Source organism: Stenotrophomonas sp. 24(2023) (assembly GCF_030913365.1).
Classification (GTDB): Bacteria; Pseudomonadota; Gammaproteobacteria; order Xanthomonadales; family Xanthomonadaceae; genus Stenotrophomonas.
The window spans coordinates 507,302-529,493 of sequence record NZ_CP133160.1; the positions used below are offsets into that span (position 1 = coordinate 507,302).

Consider the following 22,192-nt stretch of genomic DNA (forward strand, 5'->3'; position numbering starts at 1 on the left):
CCCCACTTCCCGCAGCGGATCCCCATGTTCAATCGCAACGTAGGCATCATTCTGCTCATCGCCCTGGCCGCCGGGCTGGGCCTGCTCGCCGCCCAGAAGGTCTTCGCGCCCGCGCCGCCGGCCGGCCAGCCGGCCACCGAGGCCATCACCCTGTACCCGCAGCCACGGCCCCTGCCCGACTACAACCTGGCCCAGTCCGACGGCACCCGGCTCATCCCCGGCGAGCTGAAAGGCCACTGGACGCTGGTCTTCCTGGGGTTCACCTTCTGCCCGGACGTGTGCCCGACCACCCTGGCCGAACTGGCCGGCGCGCAGAAGCAGTGGGAAACGGTGCCCGAGGCCCTGCGCCCGCGCGTGCTGTTCATTTCGGTGGACCCCGGTCGCGATACCGCCACCCGCCTGGGCGAATATGTGCATGGCTTCCACAAGGACACCCTGGCCGCCACCGGCGATGTGCCCTCGCTGGAGCGCTTCGCCACCGCGCTGGGCTTCGTGTTCCAGAAGGTGCCCGGCAAGCACTTCGATGAAAACCCCGAGGACTACACCGTCGAGCATTCGGCCAGCCTGGCCGTGCTCGACCCGGAAGGCCGCCTGGCCGGCCTGGTCCGTCCCCCGTTCAACGCGCCGGCCATTGCCCGCGACCTGCAGAAGCTGACCGAGAAATCCGCCCCATGAGCCTGATGACCACCCTGAGCTACGTCCTGCCGCACCGCCTGCTGTCCTCGATGGCGCGCTCGCTGGCGTACTCGGACAACCCGCGCGTGTCGCAATGGCTCATCGACACCGTGACCCGGAAATTCAACGTCGATCTGGGCGAGGCCGCCAACCCGGACCCGCGCAGCTACCCGACCTTCAACCAGTTCTTCACCCGTGCACTGAAGCCCGGCGCACGCGTGGCCGACGCCGACCCGCGCCGCCTGGTGATGCCGGCCGATGGCCGCATCAGCCAGCTGGGCCCGATCCAGGCCGGGCGCATCTTCCAGGCCAAGGGCCAGTCGTTCACCGCCGCCGAACTGCTGGGCAGCGCCGAGGATGCCAAGCCCTTCAATGACGGCCTGTTCGCCACCGTGTACCTGTCCCCGCGCGACTACCACCGCGTGCACATGCCGTGGACCGGCACCCTGCGCGAAACGGTGCACGTGCCCGGCCGCCTGTTCAGCGTGGGCCCGGATGCGGTGAACACCGTGCCGGGCCTGTTCGCACGCAACGAGCGCCTGGTCTGCCACTTCGACACCGACTTCGGCCCGATGGTGAGCGTGATGGTCGGCGCGCTGCTGGTGTCCGGCGTGGAAACGGTATGGAGCGGCGTGGAGATCCCGGAATACGGTGATCGCATCACCCGCAAGGACTACCGCGGCCAGGGCATCACCCTGGAGCGTTTCGCCGAGATGGCACGCTTCAACTACGGTTCGACGGTTATCGTGCTGCTGCCGCCGGGCGTGGCCGAATTCACCACCGGCCTGGGCGCCGAGCACCCGGTCAAGCTGGGCCAGGCGCTGGCCACGCGGCGCGGCTGATCACGGACGGTCGCCACCGGGCAGCGCCCGGCGGCACCGGAAGGCGCCCCCGCCGGGGCGCCAGTCACTGCAGCGTAGGTGCGCCCGGGGCCGGGCCGACATCCATGCCGTCATAGTCCTCCACGCCCAGCTGTGCGGCCAGGGCCGCCAGTTCCTGGTTGCGCAGGTCCAGCGAGGCCTCGTCATGGACCTCCACCCGTTCCACGTGCAGCACGTGGAACGGTGCCTCGCCCTCGTCGGGCACCTGCTCGAACAGTTCCACCACGGTATAGCCCTGTGCAGCGAGGGTCTGGGCCAGCGCCTGCAGGCGGTCGGCGGTGGCATGGACGAAGTAGTAACCCCACAGCAGCGGCGCCTGCAGGTCCCAGTCGGTGTTTTCGCGGAGGTTGGCGAACAGGTCGCGGGTGGCGGCAAGATCCATGCAGGTCGTTCTCGTTGGAAAGCGTTACTTGTCGCAGCCCTGGAGCTTCAGGGTCTGCCCCGGGCGCAGGCTGTAAGCCGGCGCCTTCAGACCATTGGCGCGGGCCAGGGCCGGCACGTCGCACTGGAAACGGGCGGCGATGCGGCCCAGCGTATCGCCTTTGCCCACCTTGTAGGTGCGCACCTTGGGCTTGCCCTTGGCCGGCGGCTTCGGTGCCGCCACCGGGGCGGTGGGAGTGGCCGCGATCTCATCGCCCTCGGCCGCCGCTGCCACCGGTACCACGCCCCCCACCGCCACGCTGCCGGTGTAGGCCACCGCGCCGGGGCGGACGATGGCCGCATTGAGGTCGGCGGTGATCAGCGCCCGCGCCAGGTCCGCACGCGGGCCGCTGACACAGTTGCGCGCGTACAGGCTGGCGATGCGCGTGGTCGCATTGATGAGCGTACCGGCGGGGATCCACCCATCGGCCTCGTAGCGGGGATTGAGGTTGCGCAGTGCACGCATGTAGCCATCACGCGTGCCATGGCTGCCCAGGCAGATGGTCAGTTCATAGATGGTGGTGGAGCGGGCCAGGCGCAGGGTCGCCGGCTGCGCGCTGATCTTCGGGAATTCCACGCCGTACTGCTGCGGGTGCAGGAAGATCCACGCGGCGGCGATCACCATGGGCACATAGTCCTTGGTCTCGCCGGGGAACTGGTTGTAGACCCGGTCGATCCAGAAGCTCTGCCCCGGGTTTTCACGCGCCACCCGCGCCGCCCGTCCCTCTCCGCCGTTGTAGCCGGCCAGCGAGAGTTCCACGCTGTTGTTCAGTTCACGCATGCGTTCGTTGAGATAGGTCGCACTGGCCTCGGCGGCACTGCGCGCGTCGAACCGGGTGTCGAAGCCGGTGCCATCCGGCCCCAGGCCGAAACGGCGCCCGGTGGCGGGCATGAACTGCATGAGCCCGGCCGCACCGGCGCGTGAGGATGCATGCACGCGGCCGTTGGATTCCTTGGCCATGATGCCGAACAGCAAGGCTTCGGGCAGGCCGCGCTTTTCCCATTCCGGCCACATCACCGCACGCAGGTTCTGGTAGTTCTCATAGCTGGTCAGCAGCGCCGGGCGCATGTCGGTCAGCCAGCGGCGGATGCCGGCCTGGATGGCCGGGTTGTACTCGACCATGGTGTCAAAGGCATGGCGCTTGTCGTTGAGCAGGGCGGCCGCACGGGCCGCCTCGGGCACATCGGCGGCCAGCGGGCCGACATGGTCCGGGTCGGCCTCCAGGCGATCGCCTTCGTCGTCGGCCTGGGCATCATCGGCCACCGCGTCCGCGTCGTGCTTGAGCAGGCGCTTGTAGGTGGCCAGCATGTCACCCATCTGGCAGCCCTTCTGCTTCACGCACTCACTGATGACATCTTCCATGTCTTCCAGTGCGGCGTCGGCTTCGTTGCTGCCCTTGGGGTCGGCATTGCCCACCAGCACCAGCGCGTTGGTGTAGCGCTTCTCGGCAGCCGCCATGCGCTGCTGCAGCACATCGACCTTGGCCTTGTCCCGCGCCGAGACCCGCTGGGCGTGCGCCTCGGGGGAGATGGAAACCAGGCTGGCAAGGGCCAGCAGCGGCCAGGTGCGGGAAAGCAGGACAGGAACGGGCATTTTTGGCACTGTGTGCGAGACAGGCAGGCAGAGTAGCGGCGCGGCCAAGGTCCGGGCAACCCGCACCAGGCCGGCCGGCTGCCCCGGTTAACATTGTGCGTATTCACTACAAGGGCTGGACCATGGATCCGATTCTGCTCGGCAAAGGCACCACCGACGATATCCCCGTGACCCTGCAGCCGCGGCTGGGCAACCGCCACGGCCTGGTGGCCGGCGCCACCGGTACCGGCAAGACCGTGACCCTGATGACGCTGGCCGAAGGGTTTTCACGGATCGGCGTGCCGGTGTTCCTGGCCGACGTGAAGGGCGATGTATCCGGCCTGGCGGTGCCCGGCAGCGGCGGAGACGCGCTGCTGCAGCGCGCGGCGCAGATCGGCGTGACCGACTACGGCCCGGCGGCCAGCCCGGCGGTGTTCTGGGACCTGTACGGCAAGCTGGGCCACCCGGTACGCACCACCATCAGCGAAATGGGCCCGACCCTGCTGGCCCGCATCCTGGAGCTCAACGACACCCAGGCCGGCGTGCTGGACATCGTGTTCAAGCTGGCCGACGACCGTGGCCTGCTGCTGCTGGACATGGACGACCTGCGTGCCCTGCTCGGCCTGGTCGCCGAGGAGCGCAAGGATGTTTCCACCGAATACGGCCTGGTCAGCGCGCCCTCCATTGCGGCGATCCAGCGCGCGGTGCTGCGCCTGGCCCAGGACGGCGGCGAGCAGTTCTTCGGCGAACCGGCACTGGAACTGGCCGACATCATGCGGGTCAACCACGACGGCCGCGGGGTGATCGGCATCCTGGCCGCCGACCAGCTGGTGCTCAAGCCCAAGCTGTATTCCACCTTCCTGCTGTGGCTGCTGTCGGAGCTGTTCGAGACGCTGCCGGAGGTAGGCGACCTGGACAAGCCCAAGCTGGTGTTCATCTTCGATGAAGCGCACCTGCTGTTCAACGATGCGCCGCCGGCACTGGTGCAACGCATCGAGCAGGTGGTGCGGCTGATCCGCTCCAAGGGCGTGGGCGTGTACTTCTGCTCGCAGTTCCCCGACGACGTGCCGGCCAACATCCTGGGCCAGCTCGGCAACCGCGTGCAGCATGCGCTGCGCGCCTTCACCCCGCGCGACCAGAAGGCGGTGAAGACCGCAGCGGAAACCTTCGTGCCGAATCCGAAACTGGACGTGGCCAAGGTGCTGGCCCAGCTCGGCACCGGTGAAGCACTGGTCTCCACCCTGCAGGACAAGGGCATCCCGATGCCGGTGCAGCAGACGCTGATCGCCCCGCCGCGTTGCCGGATGGGAGCGATCACCGAGGCCGAACGCGCACAGGTGCGGGCGGGCAGCCCGGTCGGCAGCCGCTACGACACGGCGATCAACCGTGAATCGGCCGCTGAACTGCTGGCCGCACGTGCGGAGAAGGCCACCGCGCAGGCACAGGCACCGGCAGCGCGGACCCGCCAGCAGGATGACGCGCAGGAGGGGGGCTTCGGCCAGGCCATCAAGGACACCATCTTCGGCACCCGGCGCCGCCAGGGCATGATCGAGACCATGGCCAAGCAGACCACGCGCACGGTCGGTACCAAGCTGGGCAACCAGATCGTGCGCGGCATCCTGGGCGGCATCTTCGGCGGGAAGCGCTGAACCCGTTCCTTTACCGGGCGGGGCTTTCCGAAGCGGAACGGCCCCGCCCGCCCCCCTCGCACTCCTGGAAAGAAGCCGTACCGCATGTCCCGTTGGCGTCCCCCTGCAGAAAAGAGCACCGCCCTGATCACCGCCGCCGGCCATGCCCGGCTGAAAGCCGAACTGGATGAGCTGTGGCGCGTGCGCCGCCCCGAGGTGGTGAAGGCACTGGCGGCGGCGGCCGCCGAGGGCGACCGTTCGGAGAACGCCGAGTACACCTACCGCAAGAAGCAGCTGGGCGAGATCGACCGCCGCGTGCGCTACCTGACCAAGCGCCTGGAGGCACTGCGGGTGGTCGATACCCGGCCGACCGATCCGCAGGCGGTATTCTTCGGCGCCTGGGTGGAACTGGAAAACGTGGACACGGGCGAGACCAGCCGCTACCGCATCGTCGGGCCGGACGAGACCGACGCAGGCACCGGCTGCATCAGCATCGATTCGCCGCTGGCGCGGGCGTTGCTGAAGAAGCGCGTCGACGATGAGTTTTCGGTGGCGCTGCCCGGCGGGCACTTCACCTTCGCGGTGATCGGCGTGGACTACGCGGCGTAACGCCGGAACGAAAGGCGGTCGGCTAACCGTCGACACTGCCGGCGGTGTGCAACGGCGGTGGGTAGCGGCGGCCCTCGCGCAGCGGGCGGAAGTAGTCGGCATTGCCGTAGAAGGCGACATCCTGCACGTCATGCCAGCCGGGAACACCCGCCAATGGCAGCGGCCGCAGTTGCAGGGGATCATCCAGCACCGTGCCCGCGTCGATGGCATTGGCAACCACCTCGATGCAGGCCGCGCGCTCATCCCCCTGCACCACCACGCATTTGCCCACCAGCAGGCGCCCCGGCAGCAACGCCTGCTCCATCAACGCATGGCCGAACACGGCGGCGATGGCGATGCTCCCGCTCTGCCACCACGCAGGTGCGAACAACGCCGCCCAGTCATGCGCATCCCACGCAGCCAGCACAAGCGGATCACGCACACGCACGACCACCCCGGTTTCGTCGAACTGGGTCAGGGCCGCCTGCGCGCGGTTGCGCTGGCCGGACGGCACGGTCGCCATGTGCCGGCACTGGGCGGCATTGAGCGCCACTTTAAGCTGCGGGTAACGTGCCCACACCAGCGCATTGAACAGGTCGTGCCAGTTGCCGGCGCGGGTGGCGATGCGCCCCTGCGCGATGCGGGCCTCGTAGTGCAGGCCATCGGCCAGCAAGGCCGCGTCCTGCGCCACCAGCGTCTTGCCCGGCAGCGCCAGCCGCGCATCCAGTGAACGCACCGATGGCCAGACCGCGGCCTGCAGCAGGTCGCCGAACGCCGCCATTCCGGCAAACAACGGATGATCGAAACAATCGGCCGCCACGGCGTCACGCGCGGGCGGCTCGAAACGGCGACGGCCGCCACCGGCAGCGGTGGCAGCCGCAGCGGTCACAGCACCTTGAGGTCGAAGGCCGGGCGCGTGGCACTGCCCAGCGCGTCGCCGTACAGGTCGTGCTCGTCGCTCTCGGTGATCTCCACGTCGACGAACTCGCCCACGCGCAGCTTCACCTGGTCCGCATTCTGGATGTGCACCAGGCCATCGATTTCCGGCGCATCAGCCTTGGAACGCGCCACGGCGATGTCACCTTCGATGGCATCGACCAGGCACTGCTGCACCGTGCCGATCTTCGCCTCCAGGCGTGCCGCGGAAATCTGCGCCTGCTTTTCCATGAAGCGCGCCAGGCGCTCCTGCTTCACTTCTTCCGGCACCGCATCGGGCAGGTCGTTGGCGGTGGCGCCCTCGACCGGCGAGTAGGCGAACGCACCCACGCGGTCCAGCTGCGCTTCATCCAGGAACGACAGCAGTTCCTCGAACTCGGCCTCGGTCTCGCCCGGGAAGCCGACGATGAAGGTCGAACGCACGGTGATGTCCGGCGCGATGCGGCGCCAGTTCTGCACGCGTTCCAGGGTCTTTTCGACCGCGCCGGGGCGCTTCATCAGGCGCAGGATGCGCGGGCTGGCGTGCTGGAACGGAATGTCCAGGTACGGCAGGATGCGGTTCTCGGCCATCAGCGGCACCACCTCGTCCACGTGCGGGTACGGGTAGACGTAGTGCATGCGCACCCAGGCATCGAGCTCGGACAGGCCTTCGCACAGCGCCTTCATGCGGGTCTGGTAGGCCTTGTCGCGCCACATGCGCTCGGCATACTTCACGTCCACGCCGTAGGCGGAGGTGTCCTGCGAGACCACCAGCAGCTCGCGCACGCCGCCGCGCACCAGGCGCTCGGCTTCGCGCAGCACCTCATCCACCGGGCGCGAGACCAGCTTGCCGCGCATCGAGGGGATGATGCAGAAACTGCACTTGTGGTTGCAGCCTTCGGAAATCTTCAGGTAGGCATAGTGGCGCGGGGTCAGCTTGATGCCGTAGTCCGGCACCAGGTCCACGAACGGGTCATGCTTGGGCGGCAGCGCGGCGTGCACCGCTTCCATCACGCTCTGGTAGTCCTGCGGGCCGGACACGGCCAGCACGTCCGGGTAGGCCTCGCGGATCTGTTCCGGGCGCTTGCCCAGGCAGCCGGTGACGATGACCTTGCCGTTCTCGTTCATCGCCTCGCCGATGGCATCGAGCGATTCGGTCACCGCCGAATCGATGAAGCCGCAGGTGTTGACCACCACCACATCGGCCGAATCGTAGGACGGGACGATGTCGTACCCCTCGGCCCGCAGCTGGGTGAGGATGCGCTCGGAATCGACGAGGGCCTTCGGGCAGCCAAGGCTGACGAAGCCGACTTTGGGGTTCAGCTGGGACATGGAATCGCGGGACTCTGGGGGCCTGGGACCCTGCCGGAATGACAGGGGCGCCTGGGGGCCGGGGCCTGAAAGGGCGCCAGTATACCGGGGTTGACGGTGGAGCCCTGAATCGGGGGGCTCCACCGCAACCACCGGCAGTCGGTCACCACACGCCCATGCGCACCCGCATCACGCCGTTGCTGTCGTAGACACGCCAGTTGCCATCGCTGTATTCGGTGCGCTGGCCGCCATTGGGCGCCGACACCCTGAACATGTCCGACACCACATCGAACGCGGAGGTCTGGCCGTTGCTTGCCAGCTGGACGCCACCGATCCGGCCGTCCGCACGGACATTGACCGCCCAGGATGCCGAGGCCTCCGTTCCCCCCGCCGACCATGCCGGTGGCTGGGTCGCATCGTCGGCCACGCGGCTGAACATGGGACGGAACAGCCACAGGTACGGGGTATCCTCCCCCCGGCCACGCACGAGCACGCGGTAGCGGGCCGATACCGCACCGGAGGGCGCCTTGGCGATCACGAACGGGCGCGGCAGGTTCGCCAGCGTAGGTACCGAGCCGATGTTCGGGTTGATCACCCAGGGCGACTGGGCCACGGCAATGGCCCCGCCGGCAGCATTGACCCAGGTGATCTCGACCAGCAGATCGCAGCGATGGGCGTTGACGCTCCCCGAGGCGCAGTAGGTTCTGCCCTGCTCCACGGCGATGTCGTATTCCGTGCCGAACCAGGAGATTTCGCTGCTGGCCGGCCTGCCCGGCCGCACCGAACCGATGCCGAACACGCCAACCGGACGCCAGCTGTTGTCACCGGTCGGGTTGCCGAGTTCATGCCACCCCAGGTTGTAGCCCCATCCCCAGCCGGTACGTTGCCAGAGCGGGAAGGTGGCGTTCATCAACAGGTTGCCGGACTCGCCCAGGTTTCTGACCAGTGCCTGCATCTGCTGGACAACAGCGGCTTCGGCCTTGCCACCGATCTGCGACTGCAGGCCACTGAGCTGTGAGGCCTGGGCGCTGATCTGCCCCCCCTGCTGGGTCACCTGCGTCTGCAGCTGGTTGAAGCCGGTGGCCGACACGCTGCCTATCTGGGATTTCAGGTTGGTCAGGTCCTGCGCCGCGGCATCCAACCGGCTGCCCTGCTGGGTGACGGTGGTGGTCAGTCCGGCGATGGCCGCTGCATTGGCGTTGGTGGCCGCCGCCGTTTCCACGCCACCGGGCATCCACTGCGTGGCCGTTTCACCCTGCTGGAACATCGCGTTGTCCAGTTCCAGCCACAGGTTCTGCCCGGCCGCCGTCGCACCCAGACGCCAGGCAACCCGTGCCTGGGTGGTGCCTGCCGGTGCGGCAGGCGCGGTGAACACACAGCGCTGGAACGTCTCGGTCATGACGATGTTCTGCGTGTTGTTCGCCAGCGTTGCGCCTGTCGCATCCAGGTAGATGATGAAGCATTGCAGGTTCAACCCCACGAACCCCCGCGCGAACACGGAGGAGGTATAACGCTGGCCGGGCACGGCCTTGGGCCGTGATGCTGTGGTGTTGCAGTCCAGCCCGACGTAGGCATTGGCCGCTGCCGTCGCCTGCGCGACCACGCGATAGGCCACCGCCGAGCCGGGCAGCGGACTGGCCACATAGCTGCGTCCCAGCGCCGTGATGTTCTGGACCAGGTCGACCCAGCCCGTCGGCAGCCCGGTTTCGCTGCCCCGCACGTCGAAGCTGCTGTTGGGCAGCAGGTTGTCACCGCCGATGTTGCCCATCGATGACGCCAGGGACGTCAGCTGCTGCCCCTGTGCGCTCACCAGGCCCTCGGTGACGGTCACCCGCGAGGTCAGGCCGGAAACAGCCGTTGTCGCCGCATCAGCGGACTGCTGGGCTTTGTAGGCATCGGTGACATCGACCATCCTGATGTCGTCGATATCCAGCAGCACACCGTTGGGGCGGTTCAGCTGCGGAATGCCCACCATCAGCCGGTAGCGCTGGGACGTCGTGGTCGTGTCCAGGTAACCGCTGACTTTCGTCCACTGGCCTTTGCTGCCGTTGAGGCTGGCCAGGTTGGTGAACAACCGCGGCCAGGCCTGGCTGCCATCGGCAATCACCAGGTTCAGGCCAACGCCGATCTGCCCGCCGGGCGCATCCGGGCTGTCTGCACGCAGACGCAGGTAGTACTCGACATAGATCCGCCGGTTCTGGCCGCAGGGAATGTAGTCACCGATGTAGCAGTCCGCGTTCGACGTCGTGCCGACCACGGTGCTGATCAGCATGCCCAGGCGACCCGTCCGGGCAGAAGCGGTCTGGAACTGGAACCGGTTGCCTCCGGCCTGCAGCGGGACGACGTTCGCGCCATTTTCGCCCTGCTCGAATGTGCCGAGCGGGAACAGGCTGTCGCCCCCGTTCTGCAGGACCCGGACACTGGATTCAAGCTGGGTGACCTGGGAAGTCTGCGCCTCGAGCCTGCCCTCGGCACTGCTGACACGTGATGCAAGCCCGCTGATCGCTGTGGTATTGGCGCCATTCTGGCCTTCCACCGCCCCCACCCGGTTGCCCAGCTGGGTGAGCTGCTGCCCCTGCGCATCGACCTTTCCTTCCGCCGTGTCCACCCGCGTGGTCAACGATTGCAGCGCGCTGGCATCGGCCTTGCCATCGACCCGGGTCCGCAGCGCGGTGATGTCGCTGGCGTTGGCCTGGTCGCCGGCCACCCGTGCCTGCTGCTCGGCGGTCACGCTGGCCGCCGTGGCCACCTGGCCGTTGCCGGCCGGCAGGCGTGCTTCCATGGCACTGATGCGTCCGACCTGGGCACTGTCGCTGGCCACGCGCGCGGTACGCTCGTCGGCAATGAACCCGGTGGTCACCTGCGCCAGGTCGGTGCCGCTGTACTGGCCCCGCATCTGCACTGCCAGCGTGCTGCGCTGGCTGGCTTCGGCGGCATCGGCGGCGATCCTGGCCTGGGCTTCCTGCTGCACCAGCGCCACGCTGGCCCCCGGTGTCGGCCGGCCCACGGCAACCCAGTCCAGCAGGAAGCCATGGGTTGCCGACTGCGTTGCGCCCAGCTGCACACGGATCGCATCCACCACGCCGGGCCACCACGGCACATCCTGCACATCCATGATCGCCACGCCATGGGCATCCCACGCCGGCTCGGCCATCGCCACCTGCTTCTGCCCGTTCCAGGTGCGGTCAGCCGTGGTGATCCACTGCAGCGTGCCGGCCCACACCGGCGTACCCACGCGCTTCACCCGCAGCTTCACGAAACGATGGGCACTGCCATCCACGGCCAGCCCCGCTGGCGACTGCACCCACGGTGACGCCGCGACGTTGGCCGGCCGCAACCAGCCATCCACCACGGTCGGCGCGCCGTTGCCGGTCCAGCCCTCGACCGCCTGGTCGAAGTACCAGATCAGGCGGCTGTCGAACTGCGTGCCGCTGCCGGCGGCCACCTCCGACAGGGCCCGCGCCAGCGATTCCACATCGCTCTGGCGGGTCTGCTGCTCCTGGGAAACCGCCGCCTCGCGCTCGCGCTTCTCGTTCAGCAGACCGGCCACGCGCGCGGTGCTCTCTGCAGCGATGGCCTGCATGGACTCACCATCCGCCTGCGCCCGGGCGCTGGCCTCGGCCGCCAGCTCGCGGGCGGCCTGCGCCAGCCCACCGGCACGGGCTGCGGCTTCGGCCAGCCCCGCATCGATGCGGTCGCTGATTTCCTTTTCCAGGTTCCGGGCCTGCTGTGCCTGCCCGGTCTGGATGCCGCCGATCACCTCGCCCAGGTTGGGCTGCAGCGTCGCGCGCACGACCCGCATCCCCGTGGACAGCACGCCGCTGGTGTTGCGCGAGCGGCAGGCGAACGTCCAGGGCCCTGCCGCCGGCAGCATCGATTCAAACGCTGCAGCGTGGTAACCCGATTCCCCCAGCGGGGTCATCTCGTCCCAGACCAGGGCCGTGGCCACGCCGGCCACATACCGGATCTCCACGCCGGCGAAGTCCGGGGACTGCACGGTATCGCTGAGGAACCCCCACAGGTAGCGGCGCACACCCCCACTGAGTTCCTCCACGTCGAACAGATCCACCAGAACCGGGGGCGCATCCGCGCCCTGCGTGGTGTACTGCAGGGACACGGCAACGCCGGCACGCCCGTCCGGGCTGTAGGGCCGCACGACCACCGGGTAGGTACCCGCTCCGGGAATGGACCAGCTGGCGCTGCGGGTGATCGTGCGTGCCACCTCCTCCAGCGCAGCGTTGCCGTCCGGGTCGGACAGCACGTGGATGTCACCGACCGGACCACTGATGTCGAAGCTCGCCTGCAGCTCGGTGCGCAGGCTGCCCCCCAGGCTGACCTGGCGCTCGACCACCTTAAGGTTGCTGGCCACCGGCCGGGTCTGCAGGGAAGAGGCATGGGAGGGCGGTACATACTGCCCGGTGCGCACGTAGTGCCAGAACTCGGGCCCTTCCTGCACCACATCCACTGCCGCCCCCTTCAGGTCGGCTTCCGGGCGGATGCCGGTGACGCGAACGCGCGTACCCGGGGTCTGCTTGAAATCGTAGATCCAGATCGTGTCGTGGGCCGGGTTGGCCTCGCTGTCGCCGGGCATCGGGGCATCGGCTGGCCAGGGGTCGGCCAGTACCAGCGTGTCGCTGGCCTCGGTACCTGCCAGCACGCGCAGTACGCGGTAGACGCGTTCGCCCGGGATGCGCACGCCGATGAAGGCATTGCCCGCTGCCGGTGGCGGCACCGGTTCATCCAGCGTCAGCGTGGTGACCCCGGCGGTATCGCGGCTGGCGCCCTGCACGCGGCCGCCGAAGCCCCACTGGGTGAGGTCATGCTGCAGGGCCAGCACCGACAGGCGCGCGTAGGCCAAGTGCTCCAGGTCCGTGCTGTAGCTGATCGACTTGTACTGGTAGACACTCTGCGCCAGGTGCCATCGGGCCAGCATGGCCGCGTGCGCTTCGCTGGTCACGCCTTCACCGGTGACCTTGGCCGGGTTGAGCATCACCTCCACGCCCGGCGCGGGTACGCGCAGGGTCGAGGCGGTCCAGGTGCGGCGATCCAGGTAGCTGTATTCGATGCCATCGGCCGCATTGGCCAGCGTGTAGTCGACCTGGAACTGCCCCTTCTTGATGGTGGCCATGTTGACCACGCCCGACAGCGGCTGCTCGTCCGCCGCCCAGGCAACGCCGAGGCGGCCCTTGGCCCAGGTCACCTGGCCGAAGCCGGCCAGCGCGATGGCGTCGAGCACGGCCTGGTGGCTGCGCACTTCGGTCAGCCAGTAGTCGTAGCTGAACCCGTTGTCCGCACAGTGCAGCATGAACGCCTTCAGGCCTTCGATGTCGATGCGGCGATCGGCCATGCCCAGGCCGGCGATGCGCTTGCCGTTCTCGTCGTTGATGCCGCGGGCATAGGCCAGGATCTGCGCGCCCGGGTTGCTGGTCTCCTCGACCACCCACCCCGCTGCCTCGCCTTTCCAGACAGGAACCGGCCGCGAATGGGCCACGCAGCGGATCTCATCGGGCGTGCCGTTGAGCTGCCCGGAGGCCTTCATCTGCAGGCCGATCGCCGGAATGCCCGCGTGGCTGGCGTCATCGCGCTGCACACTGACCAGGTTGGTCCAGGTGAAGTTGGCCTGCGCTCCGCTGCCATCGGTGTTCTGGCCAGCCACGCGCACGCGCACATCGTACTGCCCGGGCTCGACATCACGCCCATAGCTCACCCGCCGGGTCTTCTGCGTACGGCCCACCACCGCATGGTTGCCGAACACCTGCCAGGCCGTACTGCCGGTGGGACGGTACTGGATCTGGACCTGTTCGCGGTTGTCCTTGTCCTTGCCCTTGGAGGTGACATCCCACAGGCGGAATTCGATGTTCACCTGCAGGCGCAGGGTGTCCGGTGAACTGGTGCGCTCCACCCAGGGGCCGGGAACATGCTTGGCATCATTGCCGGTATCGAGCAGCTGCGCGCCATCGACCACATCGGCATTGCTGTACAGCGGAATGGCCTCCTCCGGCATCTGCGGGAAACCGCGGAACCAGGTGCGTACGCCCTCGTAGCTGGACAGCGCTGCATCGCCGTTCTGCAGGGCCTCCACGCGCCCGACGTTGATGCCCGGGCTCAGGGTCAACGCCAGGTACTGCTCATCGGCCTCATACCAGGTGTACGGGCGACTGATCACATCCGGTGCGACACGCACCGAGCCGAACAGCAGCCCGAGCGGCTCGTAGGCGCGGACACGGTTGCGCGGTGCCGCCAGCGAATAGGCCGTCTCGGCCACGCCCCCGCCACCGGGCTTGGGCGGCTTGGGCGTCAGCACCTTGTTGATCAGCACGCTGCCGGCCACATAGACCGCCGACGCGGCGAGCGTGCCGTAGGTCCCTGCGATGGCGCCGGCCCCCCAGGCGCCACTGGCCGCCAGGGTCCCGATGCCGAACGTGAAATAGGTCAGCGCGATCATCGCGATCAGCGGGATCGCCGCCTTGCCCACCACGCTGTGCACTTCGATCAGCTGGCCATGGCGCGGCTGCATCTGCATCCACTGCTCGCGCGGCACGTCCTGGCCATCCACGTGAACCTGCCAGGGCTTGCCATCCAGGCCATCGACATGGCGCATCAGGAAGGCATACAGGCTCTCGCCCGGACGCAGATCGGCCGGCACGTTGCGCTGGCCATCCAGCAGGACCGGATGCGGGGTGATGATGAGGCGGCCATCGGCCACCGGTCGGGGGGTCAGTTCCATGCGTAGTATCCCTCTATCCGCAGCCCGTATCCGGGCAGGTCACGAACCCGGTGCAGCACGCTGCAGCCGTTCGTTTCATTGCTGTGCAGGACCCAGCCCTCATGGGCCAGGAAAAAGAAAACCCCGGCATGGCCGGGGGTGCGGTGCCCACGTTCGATCATCAGGACCAGGTCGCCATCGTGCGGTGGCCCCTCGCGCGGCGTCGCGCGCAGGCGTGAATGGCCGGCCAGTTCGAGCGCCCCGCGCAGGCCGCGGGGCCGCCGGCCCGGCAGGTCCACCTCGCGCCCGAACAGCTCGCGCTGCGCCAGCACCACCAGGTCGGCGCAGTCGAACCGGGCCTGTTCATAGGGAATGCCCACCAACCGCTCGATGTCGTGCAGCCGCATCAGAAAATCCCGGGCAGGGTGAACGGATTGGCGTGCAGCAGCACGGCCTGCTGGCGCATCAGGAAATCCACGCCACACTGCGCGCTGACCGTGCGCGTGTTGACCGACACCTGGGTCATCGGCAGGTCGTACTCGGCCTCGATCACATCCGGATCGGCACGGTCGGTGATCATCAACCGCGCGGTGAGCATTTCCCCGGGCATCAGCCGTTCCAGGTCTTCGGTCAAGGCCCGCCCGACGTTGTCGATCACCAGCTGTGCCCGCGGCGCCTGCCCGGTGACATCATCGGGCAGCTGGAAGCCGAAGGGCGCGGCGATGAACGCCAGGCCGTTGCTCGTCCAGTTGACCGTGTCATTGACGATGCGCAGCACATCGGGCATCGAGGGCGCGGACACCTCCAGCAGCATCAGCGGCCCCTGCGTGTCGGCCAGGCGCTGGCGACGTTCGTTGAAGGTGCTCATGGCATGTACTCCAGCACCAGGTCACGCTTGGAAAAACGGAACTGGGTGTTCAGCGGCACCAGGCGGCCGATGCCCTGCGGGAAACGGGCCGTGATCGGCTGCCCGGTACGTGGGTGCGCCATCGTGAACCACCCCACCCGCTTCACATCGTGCAGGTACCAGGCTTCGAACGCTTCGGCATCGGCGGCACTGCGGAACTGTACCGATGCCTGGATGTTCTTCATCACCCGGCTGTTGATCACGCGCATCTTGCTCGGTCCACGCTCCATGTCGGTCCGCTCCTCGGACGCGACGATCTCCTCGCTGTAGTCGGCAAAGCGGATCTCTGCATATTCTGGCCAACGGCTCATCCCACTGCCTCCATCCATCCGTATCGGGCTCGTCCAATGGCACCCAGCTCGCCACCGTTGAGGCTGTCGCCCACGATGTCGATCACCAGCCGCCGCATTTCGCTGCCATCGGGCATGCGCTGGCGCTCCTCGCGGGTCTGCACCCGGTTGTCGCCGTAGTTGTTGATTTCCACATTCATGCCGCCACCGCCCGAAGGCGCGATCGCGACCAGGCCGGTGGTGACTGCATCGCCCCCGCCGATGCCTTCTCCCCGGCGCAGTGCCCCCTGCAGGGCGAAGAACGCCGACGGGCCGCCCAGTGCCGCCATGTCTTCCTGGCTGAGCACCCCTTCCCCCTTGTGCACGATGCCGGCCGGCTCGTACTTGCCGCCGGGGCCGGTATAGCCGCCGCTGGAGTACCCCTTGCCGCCGGCATCGGGCTGCCCACTGCCGAAGATCGCCTTGAATATCCCGACCACGGCCTGCTTGGCCGCGATCCTGGCCAGATCGGCGATGATGGCGTTGGCCATCCCGGAGAAGGAGAGCTTCCCGGTCTGCGCGAACCGCACCAGGCTCTCCTCCATCCCGGAGAACATGTTGGTGAACAGGCCTGCGCTCTGATCGGCCATGTTCGCCGCACCGGCGGCATAGTCATCGAATGCCCGCTTGGCCCCCTCCCCCCAGTCCGACTGGCGGGCCTGCTTGGCCTGCTGGTAGGCATCTTCACGCTCCAGCGCCTGCGCATGGAATTCGTCCAGCCTCGCCAACTGGTCGCGGTAGCTGTCCGACTCAATGACAGTGCCATCCGCCCCGCGCGACTTGTCATCCAGCGCGCGCTTCCGGCTTTCCCGGTCCTCATCCAGGGCACTGCGCCGACGCATGCGTTCGCTGGCTTGCGCACCGTTCCCGATGGTGAACAGGTCCTGGTCGTTGGCACGCTGCTGTGCCTGCGCGGCAACGGCCAGGTCGCGCTTGAGCTGCAGCAGGTCCTGCAGCGCCTTCGTTGCGGCTTCCGCCGCCGCGGTCTCCTTGCCCTGGGCAACGGCGGCATCCAGGGCGGTGCGGACCCGCTTCTCGTCAACCGTGCTGAGCGCACGCGTGCGGTGGGTGATCTCATCCAGGATGGTCACCCGCAGCTTCTCGGCGGCGGTCATGCCCTCGGTCAGCTGCAGCTGGATGCGATCCTGTGCGGTCTGCTTGTCGATGCGGTCAACCAGCCCATCAACCGCGACAGCTTCCTGCTGCGACTGTTCAATCGCCTGCTGCCGGGCCTGCTGCTGCTGGCGGAAGCGCTCCATGCGCTGCAGGTGCATCTGCTTGTGCGCGGCCTCCTGTTCGATCTGGGCACGCTGCTCGCTGGAGGCGCCCTGGCCGTCCGAGACGGCGTTGACCTGATCGTCGCGCTCGGCGCGCCAGGCGGCCATTTCGCCCTTGGTCAGCCGGATCCACTCGATGTCATCGCGCCGGCTCGATGCCTTCAGGCCCGCGATCATGCCATCGACCGCCGCACTGGCCTGCAGGGACGCCCAGCCGACACTGCCGATCTGGGCCCGGACGTTCTCCAGCTTCACATTGTCCACGTTGTACAGCGCAGCAACGATCTTCTGGTAGAGCTCCGGGTCCACCGATTTCTTGATCTGCGCTTCCAGTTCGGCGAACTGCTGGCGCACCGGGGTCACGCGCTTCTCGAAGTTGGCCAGCTCCGCCTGGGCCTTCTGCAGGCCCTCATAGTCGGCCGCCGCGCTCAGGCCGCTGCCTTCACGGGCCGAGGTCTTGCCGTACTCGATCCGCCCCTGCCAGTGGGTGATCGAGCCGCGCAGCGCCTTCTCTCTTGCATCGTACTCGCGCAGGGTCTTGAGCTGCTCATGCAGCGCGCCGATGCCGTCGGTGACCGGCAGGCTGCGGTTGGCCAAGCCTTTGCCCACCTCATCCATCGTGAAGGACATCACCTTCATCGACTGGATCTGCTCACGGTACTCGGCCCGTGCCTTCTCGGCCTGCTGCACCATGTCCATGTAGGCCTGGCCGACCTTGCGGATACTGACGGCAGCGATTTCCCATGGTCCGCCGGCCCATTTGAGCAGGCTCTGGGCGCCGGACCGGAGATCCCCTTTCAGGCCTGCGCTGCCGCCCTCGGCTGCGCCGCCGTCGCCGGCCTTTCCGGACGCTCCCTGCGCCCGGCGGGCCGAGGCATGCATGCGGTCCAGCGATGCGGCGGCCTGGTCGGCATCGCGCCGTATGATCCGCAGGCTCTGGCCAGCAATCCGGCTGGCCTCGTTCATCGCTGCGCGGAACGCTGCCGAATTGGTCCGCAGCGTTACGTCAATGATCTGGTTAGTGGACGCCACACGCGTTCCTCCCAAAAAAGTGGAGGGCCCCGCAGGGCCCCTTCATGAGCGCCGGGCACCTTGCCCGCCCGGCGCCTGCCTGCCCGGTCAGCCCTGGCGGCTGCCGTTGCGGCGCGATGCACTGTCAAACAGCTCCAGCAGCTGGCTGGCCCTGGCCTTGGCCTCATCGCGCGGTTGCCTGCGCGGGCGTACCAGCAGGAAATCCTCGGCGGTGGTCGCATTGCCATGGACCTGCGCCAGCACGCTGGTCAGCTGCGCGAGCATGCCCTGCAGCGGCTGGTCCATCGGTTCCAGCCGTGCAAAGGCGTACATCTCGGAAAGCTGGCGGGAGGTCACTCCCGCCAGCAGATGGTCCGGATGCGGGAAGCCAAGCCGCCACGCAATCCGGAACTGAAGCCGGCGCTCAGGCCGGCGGATCAGTTTTTTTCCAGCTCTCCGATGGCCGCTTCACCCAGGGCATTGAGCGTCTGCGCCACGCGGAACACCCGGTCCAGTGCAGCGGCCGACTTGGCACCGAGCTGGGCCACCTCGCCGTCGCTGAAAAGACGCGCGCCCTGTTCGTCGACCAGGCACAGGCCCACGAAGCGTGCACGGAAGTCTTCCACCTTCGGGGTGTCACCGCCGTAGGTGTCCTGCTCCCAGCGATCACGGTCGCTGGCCGACATCATGGCCACGCGCACCATGCCGCCCCACTCCGGGACCGCCACATCCTGGTGCCGGCGGTCCTGGGCCTGCAGGATCTGCGCTTTGCCCAGCAGCATCACGGGGTGCCACCTGCGGCAACGGCGACGATGGCGAAATCGCGCGGCAGCAGATCGGCGGTGAAGGTCAGCACCTGGTTGGTGCCCGGGGCCACGTTGAACGCGGCGACCTTGGCCACGAAGGTGGCAGCGTCACCGGTGGGCAGCACCATCAGGAAGTGCAGGTCGGCGTCCGGATCGGCGTCGCGCAGCAGTTCCTGGCCGGCCGAGGTCCCCACCGGCCAGCGATGGCCGGTCACCTGCACGGTCTGGCCACCGGACAGGCCGGCGATGCTTTCCATCTGCCGCGAGCGCAGGTTGGTGGCATCCAGGGTATTGGCCTGGCCACGGCCGAACGGGAAGGCGGTCAGGCCGTCGACCTCGGTGTAGCCTGCCGGATCGTTCGGCTTGACCGGGGCCGTGCCGGCCTTCACGTACAGCACGGAATCCTGGGCGGAAATGGCTTGGTTGTTGCTCATGTAGTGTTCTCCTGGAAATGAAAAAGGCCACCGTGCGGTGGCCTGTCGGGTCGGTACGTTCCGGGCTCGGGTCAGCCCGCATGGCATTGTTCATTGCTGGCCCGCCACAGCAGCGTCACCCCACGTACGCATCGCGGGAACGCGATGCCCCGGAGCCATGGCCGGGCCGACGTGCGGACAACAAAAAAGCCCCCGGCTTGCGCCGGAGGCTTCTATGTCATCGTGGTACAGATCCTAGGTTTGCGGTGTGCACCTGTCAACGCTTTGCCGGCGGCGTCACCCGGCTGGTAAATCCAACGCGCAGGCCTTGCACCCGCCAGATCGCGCACAGCTGCTGACACCCCGCTAACCGGCCGGCACCGGATAATGCCGCTTTCCCCCGCACAGACCGAGGTACCCGACGATGGCCGGATGGATCACGCTTGATACGCACTTTGGCCCCGTCCGCGCCTGGCAGGCGATGCCCGAAGGCAAGCCGCGCGCCGGGCTGGTGGTCATCCAAGAAATCTTCGGGGCCAACGCGCACATCCGTGGCGTGGCCGAACGCTTCGCCGCGCAGGGCTATGCCGTGCTGGCCCCTTCGTTCTTCGACCTGGTCGACGGCACGGAGGCCAGCCCTGATGCCCTGCCCTACGACAGCGACGGCGTGCAGGGCGGCCTGGCCCGCGTGGGCGCGCTGGGCGTGGAAAAGGCGCTGGACGTGGTGCGCGCCGCCGCTACCCGGCTGGCCCCCGCCGGCAAGGTGGGCACCGTGGGCTATTGCTGGGGCGGCTCGATCGCGCTGCTTGCGGCGCTGCGGCAGGGCCTGCCCTCGGTCAGCTACTACGGCGCGCGCAATGTCCAGTTCCTGGATGAACCGGCCAAGGGCCCGGTGATCTTCCACTTCGGCGCACAGGACAGGAGCATTCCGCCGGAGGCCATCGCCGCCCACCGCCAGAAGCTGCCGCAGATGCCGGTCTACGTCTACCCGGCCGACCATGCCTTCAACCGGGAGGTCGGACATGCGTATGATCCGGACAGCGCCACCCTGGCGCTGCAACGCACCCTGGACTTCTTCTCGGAGCATCTTGGATGAGCGACTTTGAACTGGATTCACGCCTGGCCGCCGACAGCGTACTGGTTGCCGAAGGACCGTTGTCGCAAGTGCGGCTGATGAACGACGAGCGTTTCCCGTGGCTGGTGCTGGTGCCCCGCCTGGCCGGCATCACCGAATGGATCGAGCTCGATGGCGAGCAGCAGGACAAGCTGCGCACCGAACTGAACCGCGCCTGCAAGGCCCTCAAGGGCAGCGATGGCGTGGAGAAGATCAACATCGGCGCACTGGGCAACATCGTGCGCCAGCTGCATTTCCACGTGATCGGCCGGCACGATGGCGATCCCGCCTGGCCTGGCCCGGTCTGGGGCAGCGGCCAGGCACACCGCTACGAGGCCGATGCGCTGGCCCAGCATGTTGCCTACTGGAAGGAACGGCTAGGATATCCAGCCCTGACCTGAGCCCTGGCCGAACCCGATGCGTTTCAATCTCGTCGCCGCCATCCTGCTGATCCTGATCGGCCTGTTCATGCTTGCCAGCAATCTGGGCTGGACGCACCTGAACCTGTCCCGGTTGCTGTTGACCTGGTGGCCGGTGGCACTGGTGGGCGTGGGCATCGCGATGCTGTTCGGCCGCGGCAAATGAGGCCGCGCCGGGCCATGCCCGGCGAGCAGCAGCCACGGCCCCACAAACGAAAACGCCGGGCATGCCCGGCGTTTTTCATCCGCCATGGCGGACGCGCTCAGGTGCGCGGCAGGGTCACGCCGGTCTGGCCCTGGTACTTGCCGCCACGGTCCTTGTACGAGGTCTGGCAGACGTCGTCCGGCGCGGCCTGGAAGAACAGCATCTGCGCCACGCCCTCGTTGGCATAGATGCGCGCCGGCAGCGGCGTGGTGTTGCTGAACTCCAGGGTCACATGCCCTTCCCACTCCGGCTCCAGCGGTGTCACGTTGACGATGATCCCGCAGCGCGCATAGGTGCTCTTGCCCAGGCACACCACCAGGGTATCGCGCGGGATGCGGAAATATTCCACGGTACGCGCCAGCGCGAAGCTGTTGGGCGGGATGATGCACTCATCGGCCGTGATGTCCACGAAGCTGCCCGAATCGAAGTGCTTCGGATCGACGATGGTCGAGTTGATGTTGGTGAACACCTTGAATTCGCGTGAGCAACGCACGTCATAGCCGTAGCTGGACGTGCCGTAGCTGACGATGCGCTGGCCATTGGCCTGCTTGACCTGCCCGGCTTCGAACGGCTCGATCATCCCGTGCTGTTCGGCCATCTGCCGGATCCAACGGTCACTCTTGATGCTCATGCGCGTTCCTGTTCGTGGGGGCGTTATGCAAGCGGGAAATTCTACAGGCCCGCCCACGGGCCGCCTACGTTCAGGTTGGCGCAGCCCCTGCCCGCCACACGGCTTCAAGGCGCCCTTACAAAAAAATAACAAGTGATTCGCTGCATCGCAGCATGTATCGCTTACCACAAAATTCTTTCATATTCCATCGCTTTGTATCGACGCGAAACATATCGAAATAAAATTATTTATTCTTTCAAATCAAATACTTGAATATATTTTTAGTTAAACGAAAGCAAACTCAAAAGTCAGTTGCGTTGCACCCCTGCGAAAAGCTCATTACGGTTTCATTCAGCCTGAACGGATCGTTCAGCTAGTACCGCAATCCATCCACGCTTCCAGCA

Annotated in this window: 20 protein-coding genes; 7 read left to right on the top strand and 13 right to left on the bottom strand. The window is 67.4% G+C overall.

Annotation, left to right across the window (positions count from 1 at the left end):
* Positions 1-24 precede the first annotated feature (24 nt).
* Both Q9R17_RS02350 and asd read left to right on the top strand, forming a co-directional pair.
* Positions 25-675, top strand: coding sequence for an SCO family protein (locus Q9R17_RS02350; RefSeq protein WP_308156852.1), 651 nt, complete (start codon positions 25-27; stop codon positions 673-675).
* Positions 672-1,517 (top strand): archaetidylserine decarboxylase, encoded by an 846-nt coding sequence (asd, locus tag Q9R17_RS02355; protein ID WP_308156853.1) that lies wholly within the window; start codon positions 672-674, stop codon positions 1,515-1,517. Before Q9R17_RS02350 ends, asd begins: the two co-directional genes overlap by 4 nt.
* 64 nt (positions 1,518-1,581) lie before the next feature.
* Here the strand turns inward: asd and Q9R17_RS02360 are convergent, their stop codons facing one another.
* Positions 1,582-1,938, bottom strand: coding sequence for a ribonuclease E inhibitor RraB (locus Q9R17_RS02360; protein WP_308156854.1), 357 nt, complete (start codon positions 1,936-1,938; stop codon positions 1,582-1,584).
* A 24-nt stretch (positions 1,939-1,962) separates the two neighbouring features.
* Entirely contained in the window at positions 1,963-3,570 is a 1,608-nt protein-coding gene (locus Q9R17_RS02365; RefSeq protein WP_308156855.1) for a transglycosylase SLT domain-containing protein, read from the bottom strand.
* Positions 3,571-3,692: 122 nt separating this feature from the next.
* Between Q9R17_RS02365 and Q9R17_RS02370 the strand changes: the two genes are divergently transcribed.
* Positions 3,693-5,198, top strand: coding sequence for a helicase HerA-like domain-containing protein (locus Q9R17_RS02370; RefSeq protein WP_308156856.1), 1,506 nt, complete (start codon positions 3,693-3,695; stop codon positions 5,196-5,198).
* 84 nt (positions 5,199-5,282) lie between these two features.
* The gene (gene greB, locus Q9R17_RS02375; RefSeq protein ID WP_308156857.1) at positions 5,283-5,786 is read left to right on the top strand and encodes a transcription elongation factor GreB; all 504 of its coding nucleotides are present in this window, start codon (positions 5,283-5,285) and stop codon (positions 5,784-5,786) included.
* 22 nt (positions 5,787-5,808) lie between these two features.
* Here the strand turns inward: greB and Q9R17_RS02380 are convergent, their stop codons facing one another.
* The 10 genes from Q9R17_RS02380 to Q9R17_RS02425 all read right to left on the bottom strand — a co-directional run bounded on the left by Q9R17_RS02380 (position 5,809) and on the right by Q9R17_RS02425 (position 19,461).
* Positions 5,809-6,654: a DUF3025 domain-containing protein gene (locus Q9R17_RS02380; RefSeq protein WP_308156858.1), complete on the bottom strand. Its 846-nt coding sequence runs from the start codon at positions 6,652-6,654 to the stop codon at positions 5,809-5,811.
* Positions 6,651-8,012, bottom strand: a complete 1,362-nt coding sequence (gene rimO, locus Q9R17_RS02385) for a 30S ribosomal protein S12 methylthiotransferase RimO (protein WP_308156859.1) — start codon at positions 8,010-8,012, stop codon at positions 6,651-6,653. The genes Q9R17_RS02380 and rimO overlap by 4 nt, the downstream gene beginning before the upstream one ends.
* 142 nt (positions 8,013-8,154) lie before the next feature.
* Complete coding sequence (locus tag Q9R17_RS02390; RefSeq protein WP_308156860.1) at positions 8,155-14,718, bottom strand: host specificity factor TipJ family phage tail protein; 6,564 nt, start codon at positions 14,716-14,718, stop codon at positions 8,155-8,157.
* Entirely contained in the window at positions 14,709-15,104 is a 396-nt protein-coding gene (locus Q9R17_RS02395) for a peptidoglycan endopeptidase (protein ID WP_308156861.1), read from the bottom strand. The genes Q9R17_RS02390 and Q9R17_RS02395 overlap by 10 nt, the downstream gene beginning before the upstream one ends.
* The gene (locus Q9R17_RS02400) at positions 15,104-15,565 is read right to left on the bottom strand and encodes a DUF1833 family protein (RefSeq protein WP_308156862.1); all 462 of its coding nucleotides are present in this window, start codon (positions 15,563-15,565) and stop codon (positions 15,104-15,106) included. The genes Q9R17_RS02395 and Q9R17_RS02400 overlap by 1 nt, the downstream gene beginning before the upstream one ends.
* Positions 15,562-15,915 (bottom strand): hypothetical protein, encoded by a 354-nt coding sequence (locus Q9R17_RS02405; protein WP_308156863.1) that lies wholly within the window; start codon positions 15,913-15,915, stop codon positions 15,562-15,564. Before Q9R17_RS02405 ends, Q9R17_RS02400 begins: the two co-directional genes overlap by 4 nt.
* Positions 15,912-18,242, bottom strand: a complete 2,331-nt coding sequence (locus Q9R17_RS02410) for a phage tail tape measure protein (protein WP_308156864.1) — start codon at positions 18,240-18,242, stop codon at positions 15,912-15,914. The genes Q9R17_RS02405 and Q9R17_RS02410 overlap by 4 nt, the downstream gene beginning before the upstream one ends.
* A gap of 87 nt (positions 18,243-18,329) precedes the next feature.
* Positions 18,330-18,554: a hypothetical protein gene (locus Q9R17_RS02415; protein ID WP_308156865.1), complete on the bottom strand. Its 225-nt coding sequence runs from the start codon at positions 18,552-18,554 to the stop codon at positions 18,330-18,332.
* Positions 18,555-18,658: 104 nt separating this feature from the next.
* The gene (locus Q9R17_RS02420; RefSeq protein WP_308156866.1) at positions 18,659-19,003 is read right to left on the bottom strand and encodes a hypothetical protein; all 345 of its coding nucleotides are present in this window, start codon (positions 19,001-19,003) and stop codon (positions 18,659-18,661) included.
* On the bottom strand, positions 19,003-19,461 hold the full coding sequence (locus tag Q9R17_RS02425; protein ID WP_308156867.1) for a phage tail protein: 459 nt from the start codon (positions 19,459-19,461) through the stop codon (positions 19,003-19,005). Before Q9R17_RS02425 ends, Q9R17_RS02420 begins: the two co-directional genes overlap by 1 nt.
* 403 nt (positions 19,462-19,864) lie before the next feature.
* Between Q9R17_RS02425 and Q9R17_RS02430 the strand changes: the two genes are divergently transcribed.
* Genes Q9R17_RS02430 through Q9R17_RS02440 form a run of 3 tightly spaced genes read left to right on the top strand, consistent with a single transcriptional unit; the run spans position 19,865 to position 21,139 of the window.
* Complete coding sequence (locus Q9R17_RS02430) at positions 19,865-20,536, top strand: dienelactone hydrolase family protein (RefSeq protein ID WP_308156868.1); 672 nt, start codon at positions 19,865-19,867, stop codon at positions 20,534-20,536.
* Positions 20,533-20,955: an HIT family protein gene (locus Q9R17_RS02435; protein ID WP_308156869.1), complete on the top strand. Its 423-nt coding sequence runs from the start codon at positions 20,533-20,535 to the stop codon at positions 20,953-20,955. The genes Q9R17_RS02430 and Q9R17_RS02435 overlap by 4 nt, the downstream gene beginning before the upstream one ends.
* 16 nt (positions 20,956-20,971) lie before the next feature.
* A complete protein-coding gene (locus tag Q9R17_RS02440; protein WP_308156870.1) occupies positions 20,972-21,139 on the top strand; it encodes a DUF5668 domain-containing protein in 168 nt (55 codons plus the stop codon).
* Positions 21,140-21,236: 97 nt separating this feature from the next.
* Here Q9R17_RS02440 and dcd read toward each other — a convergent pair whose 3' ends face one another.
* The gene (dcd, locus tag Q9R17_RS02445) at positions 21,237-21,809 is read right to left on the bottom strand and encodes a dCTP deaminase (protein ID WP_308156871.1); all 573 of its coding nucleotides are present in this window, start codon (positions 21,807-21,809) and stop codon (positions 21,237-21,239) included.
* Positions 21,810-22,192: the final 383 nt, after the last annotated feature.

Coding starts and splice junctions, on each gene's coding strand:
- Q9R17_RS02350 (WP_308156852.1), top strand. CDS start 25: ATGTTCAATCGCAACGTAGGCATCATTCTGCTCATCGCCCTGGCCGCC.
- asd (WP_308156853.1), top strand. CDS start 672: ATGAGCCTGATGACCACCCTGAGCTACGTCCTGCCGCACCGCCTGCTG.
- Q9R17_RS02360 (WP_308156854.1), bottom strand. CDS start 1,938: ATGGATCTTGCCGCCACCCGCGACCTGTTCGCCAACCTCCGCGAAAAC.
- Q9R17_RS02365 (WP_308156855.1), bottom strand. CDS start 3,570: ATGCCCGTTCCTGTCCTGCTTTCCCGCACCTGGCCGCTGCTGGCCCTT.
- Q9R17_RS02370 (WP_308156856.1), top strand. CDS start 3,693: ATGGATCCGATTCTGCTCGGCAAAGGCACCACCGACGATATCCCCGTG.
- greB (WP_308156857.1), top strand. CDS start 5,283: ATGTCCCGTTGGCGTCCCCCTGCAGAAAAGAGCACCGCCCTGATCACC.
- rimO (WP_308156859.1), bottom strand. CDS start 8,012: ATGTCCCAGCTGAACCCCAAAGTCGGCTTCGTCAGCCTTGGCTGCCCG.
- Q9R17_RS02390 (WP_308156860.1), bottom strand. CDS start 14,718: ATGGAACTGACCCCCCGACCGGTGGCCGATGGCCGCCTCATCATCACC.
- Q9R17_RS02395 (WP_308156861.1), bottom strand. CDS start 15,104: ATGCGGCTGCACGACATCGAGCGGTTGGTGGGCATTCCCTATGAACAG.
- Q9R17_RS02400 (WP_308156862.1), bottom strand. CDS start 15,565: ATGAGCACCTTCAACGAACGTCGCCAGCGCCTGGCCGACACGCAGGGG.
- Q9R17_RS02405 (WP_308156863.1), bottom strand. CDS start 15,915: ATGAGCCGTTGGCCAGAATATGCAGAGATCCGCTTTGCCGACTACAGC.
- Q9R17_RS02415 (WP_308156865.1), bottom strand. CDS start 18,554: ATGTACGCCTTTGCACGGCTGGAACCGATGGACCAGCCGCTGCAGGGC.
- Q9R17_RS02420 (WP_308156866.1), bottom strand. CDS start 19,003: ATGCTGCTGGGCAAAGCGCAGATCCTGCAGGCCCAGGACCGCCGGCAC.
- Q9R17_RS02425 (WP_308156867.1), bottom strand. CDS start 19,461: ATGAGCAACAACCAAGCCATTTCCGCCCAGGATTCCGTGCTGTACGTG.
- Q9R17_RS02430 (WP_308156868.1), top strand. CDS start 19,865: ATGGCCGGATGGATCACGCTTGATACGCACTTTGGCCCCGTCCGCGCC.
- Q9R17_RS02435 (WP_308156869.1), top strand. CDS start 20,533: ATGAGCGACTTTGAACTGGATTCACGCCTGGCCGCCGACAGCGTACTG.
- Q9R17_RS02440 (WP_308156870.1), top strand. CDS start 20,972: ATGCGTTTCAATCTCGTCGCCGCCATCCTGCTGATCCTGATCGGCCTG.
- dcd (WP_308156871.1), bottom strand. CDS start 21,809: ATGAGCATCAAGAGTGACCGTTGGATCCGGCAGATGGCCGAACAGCAC.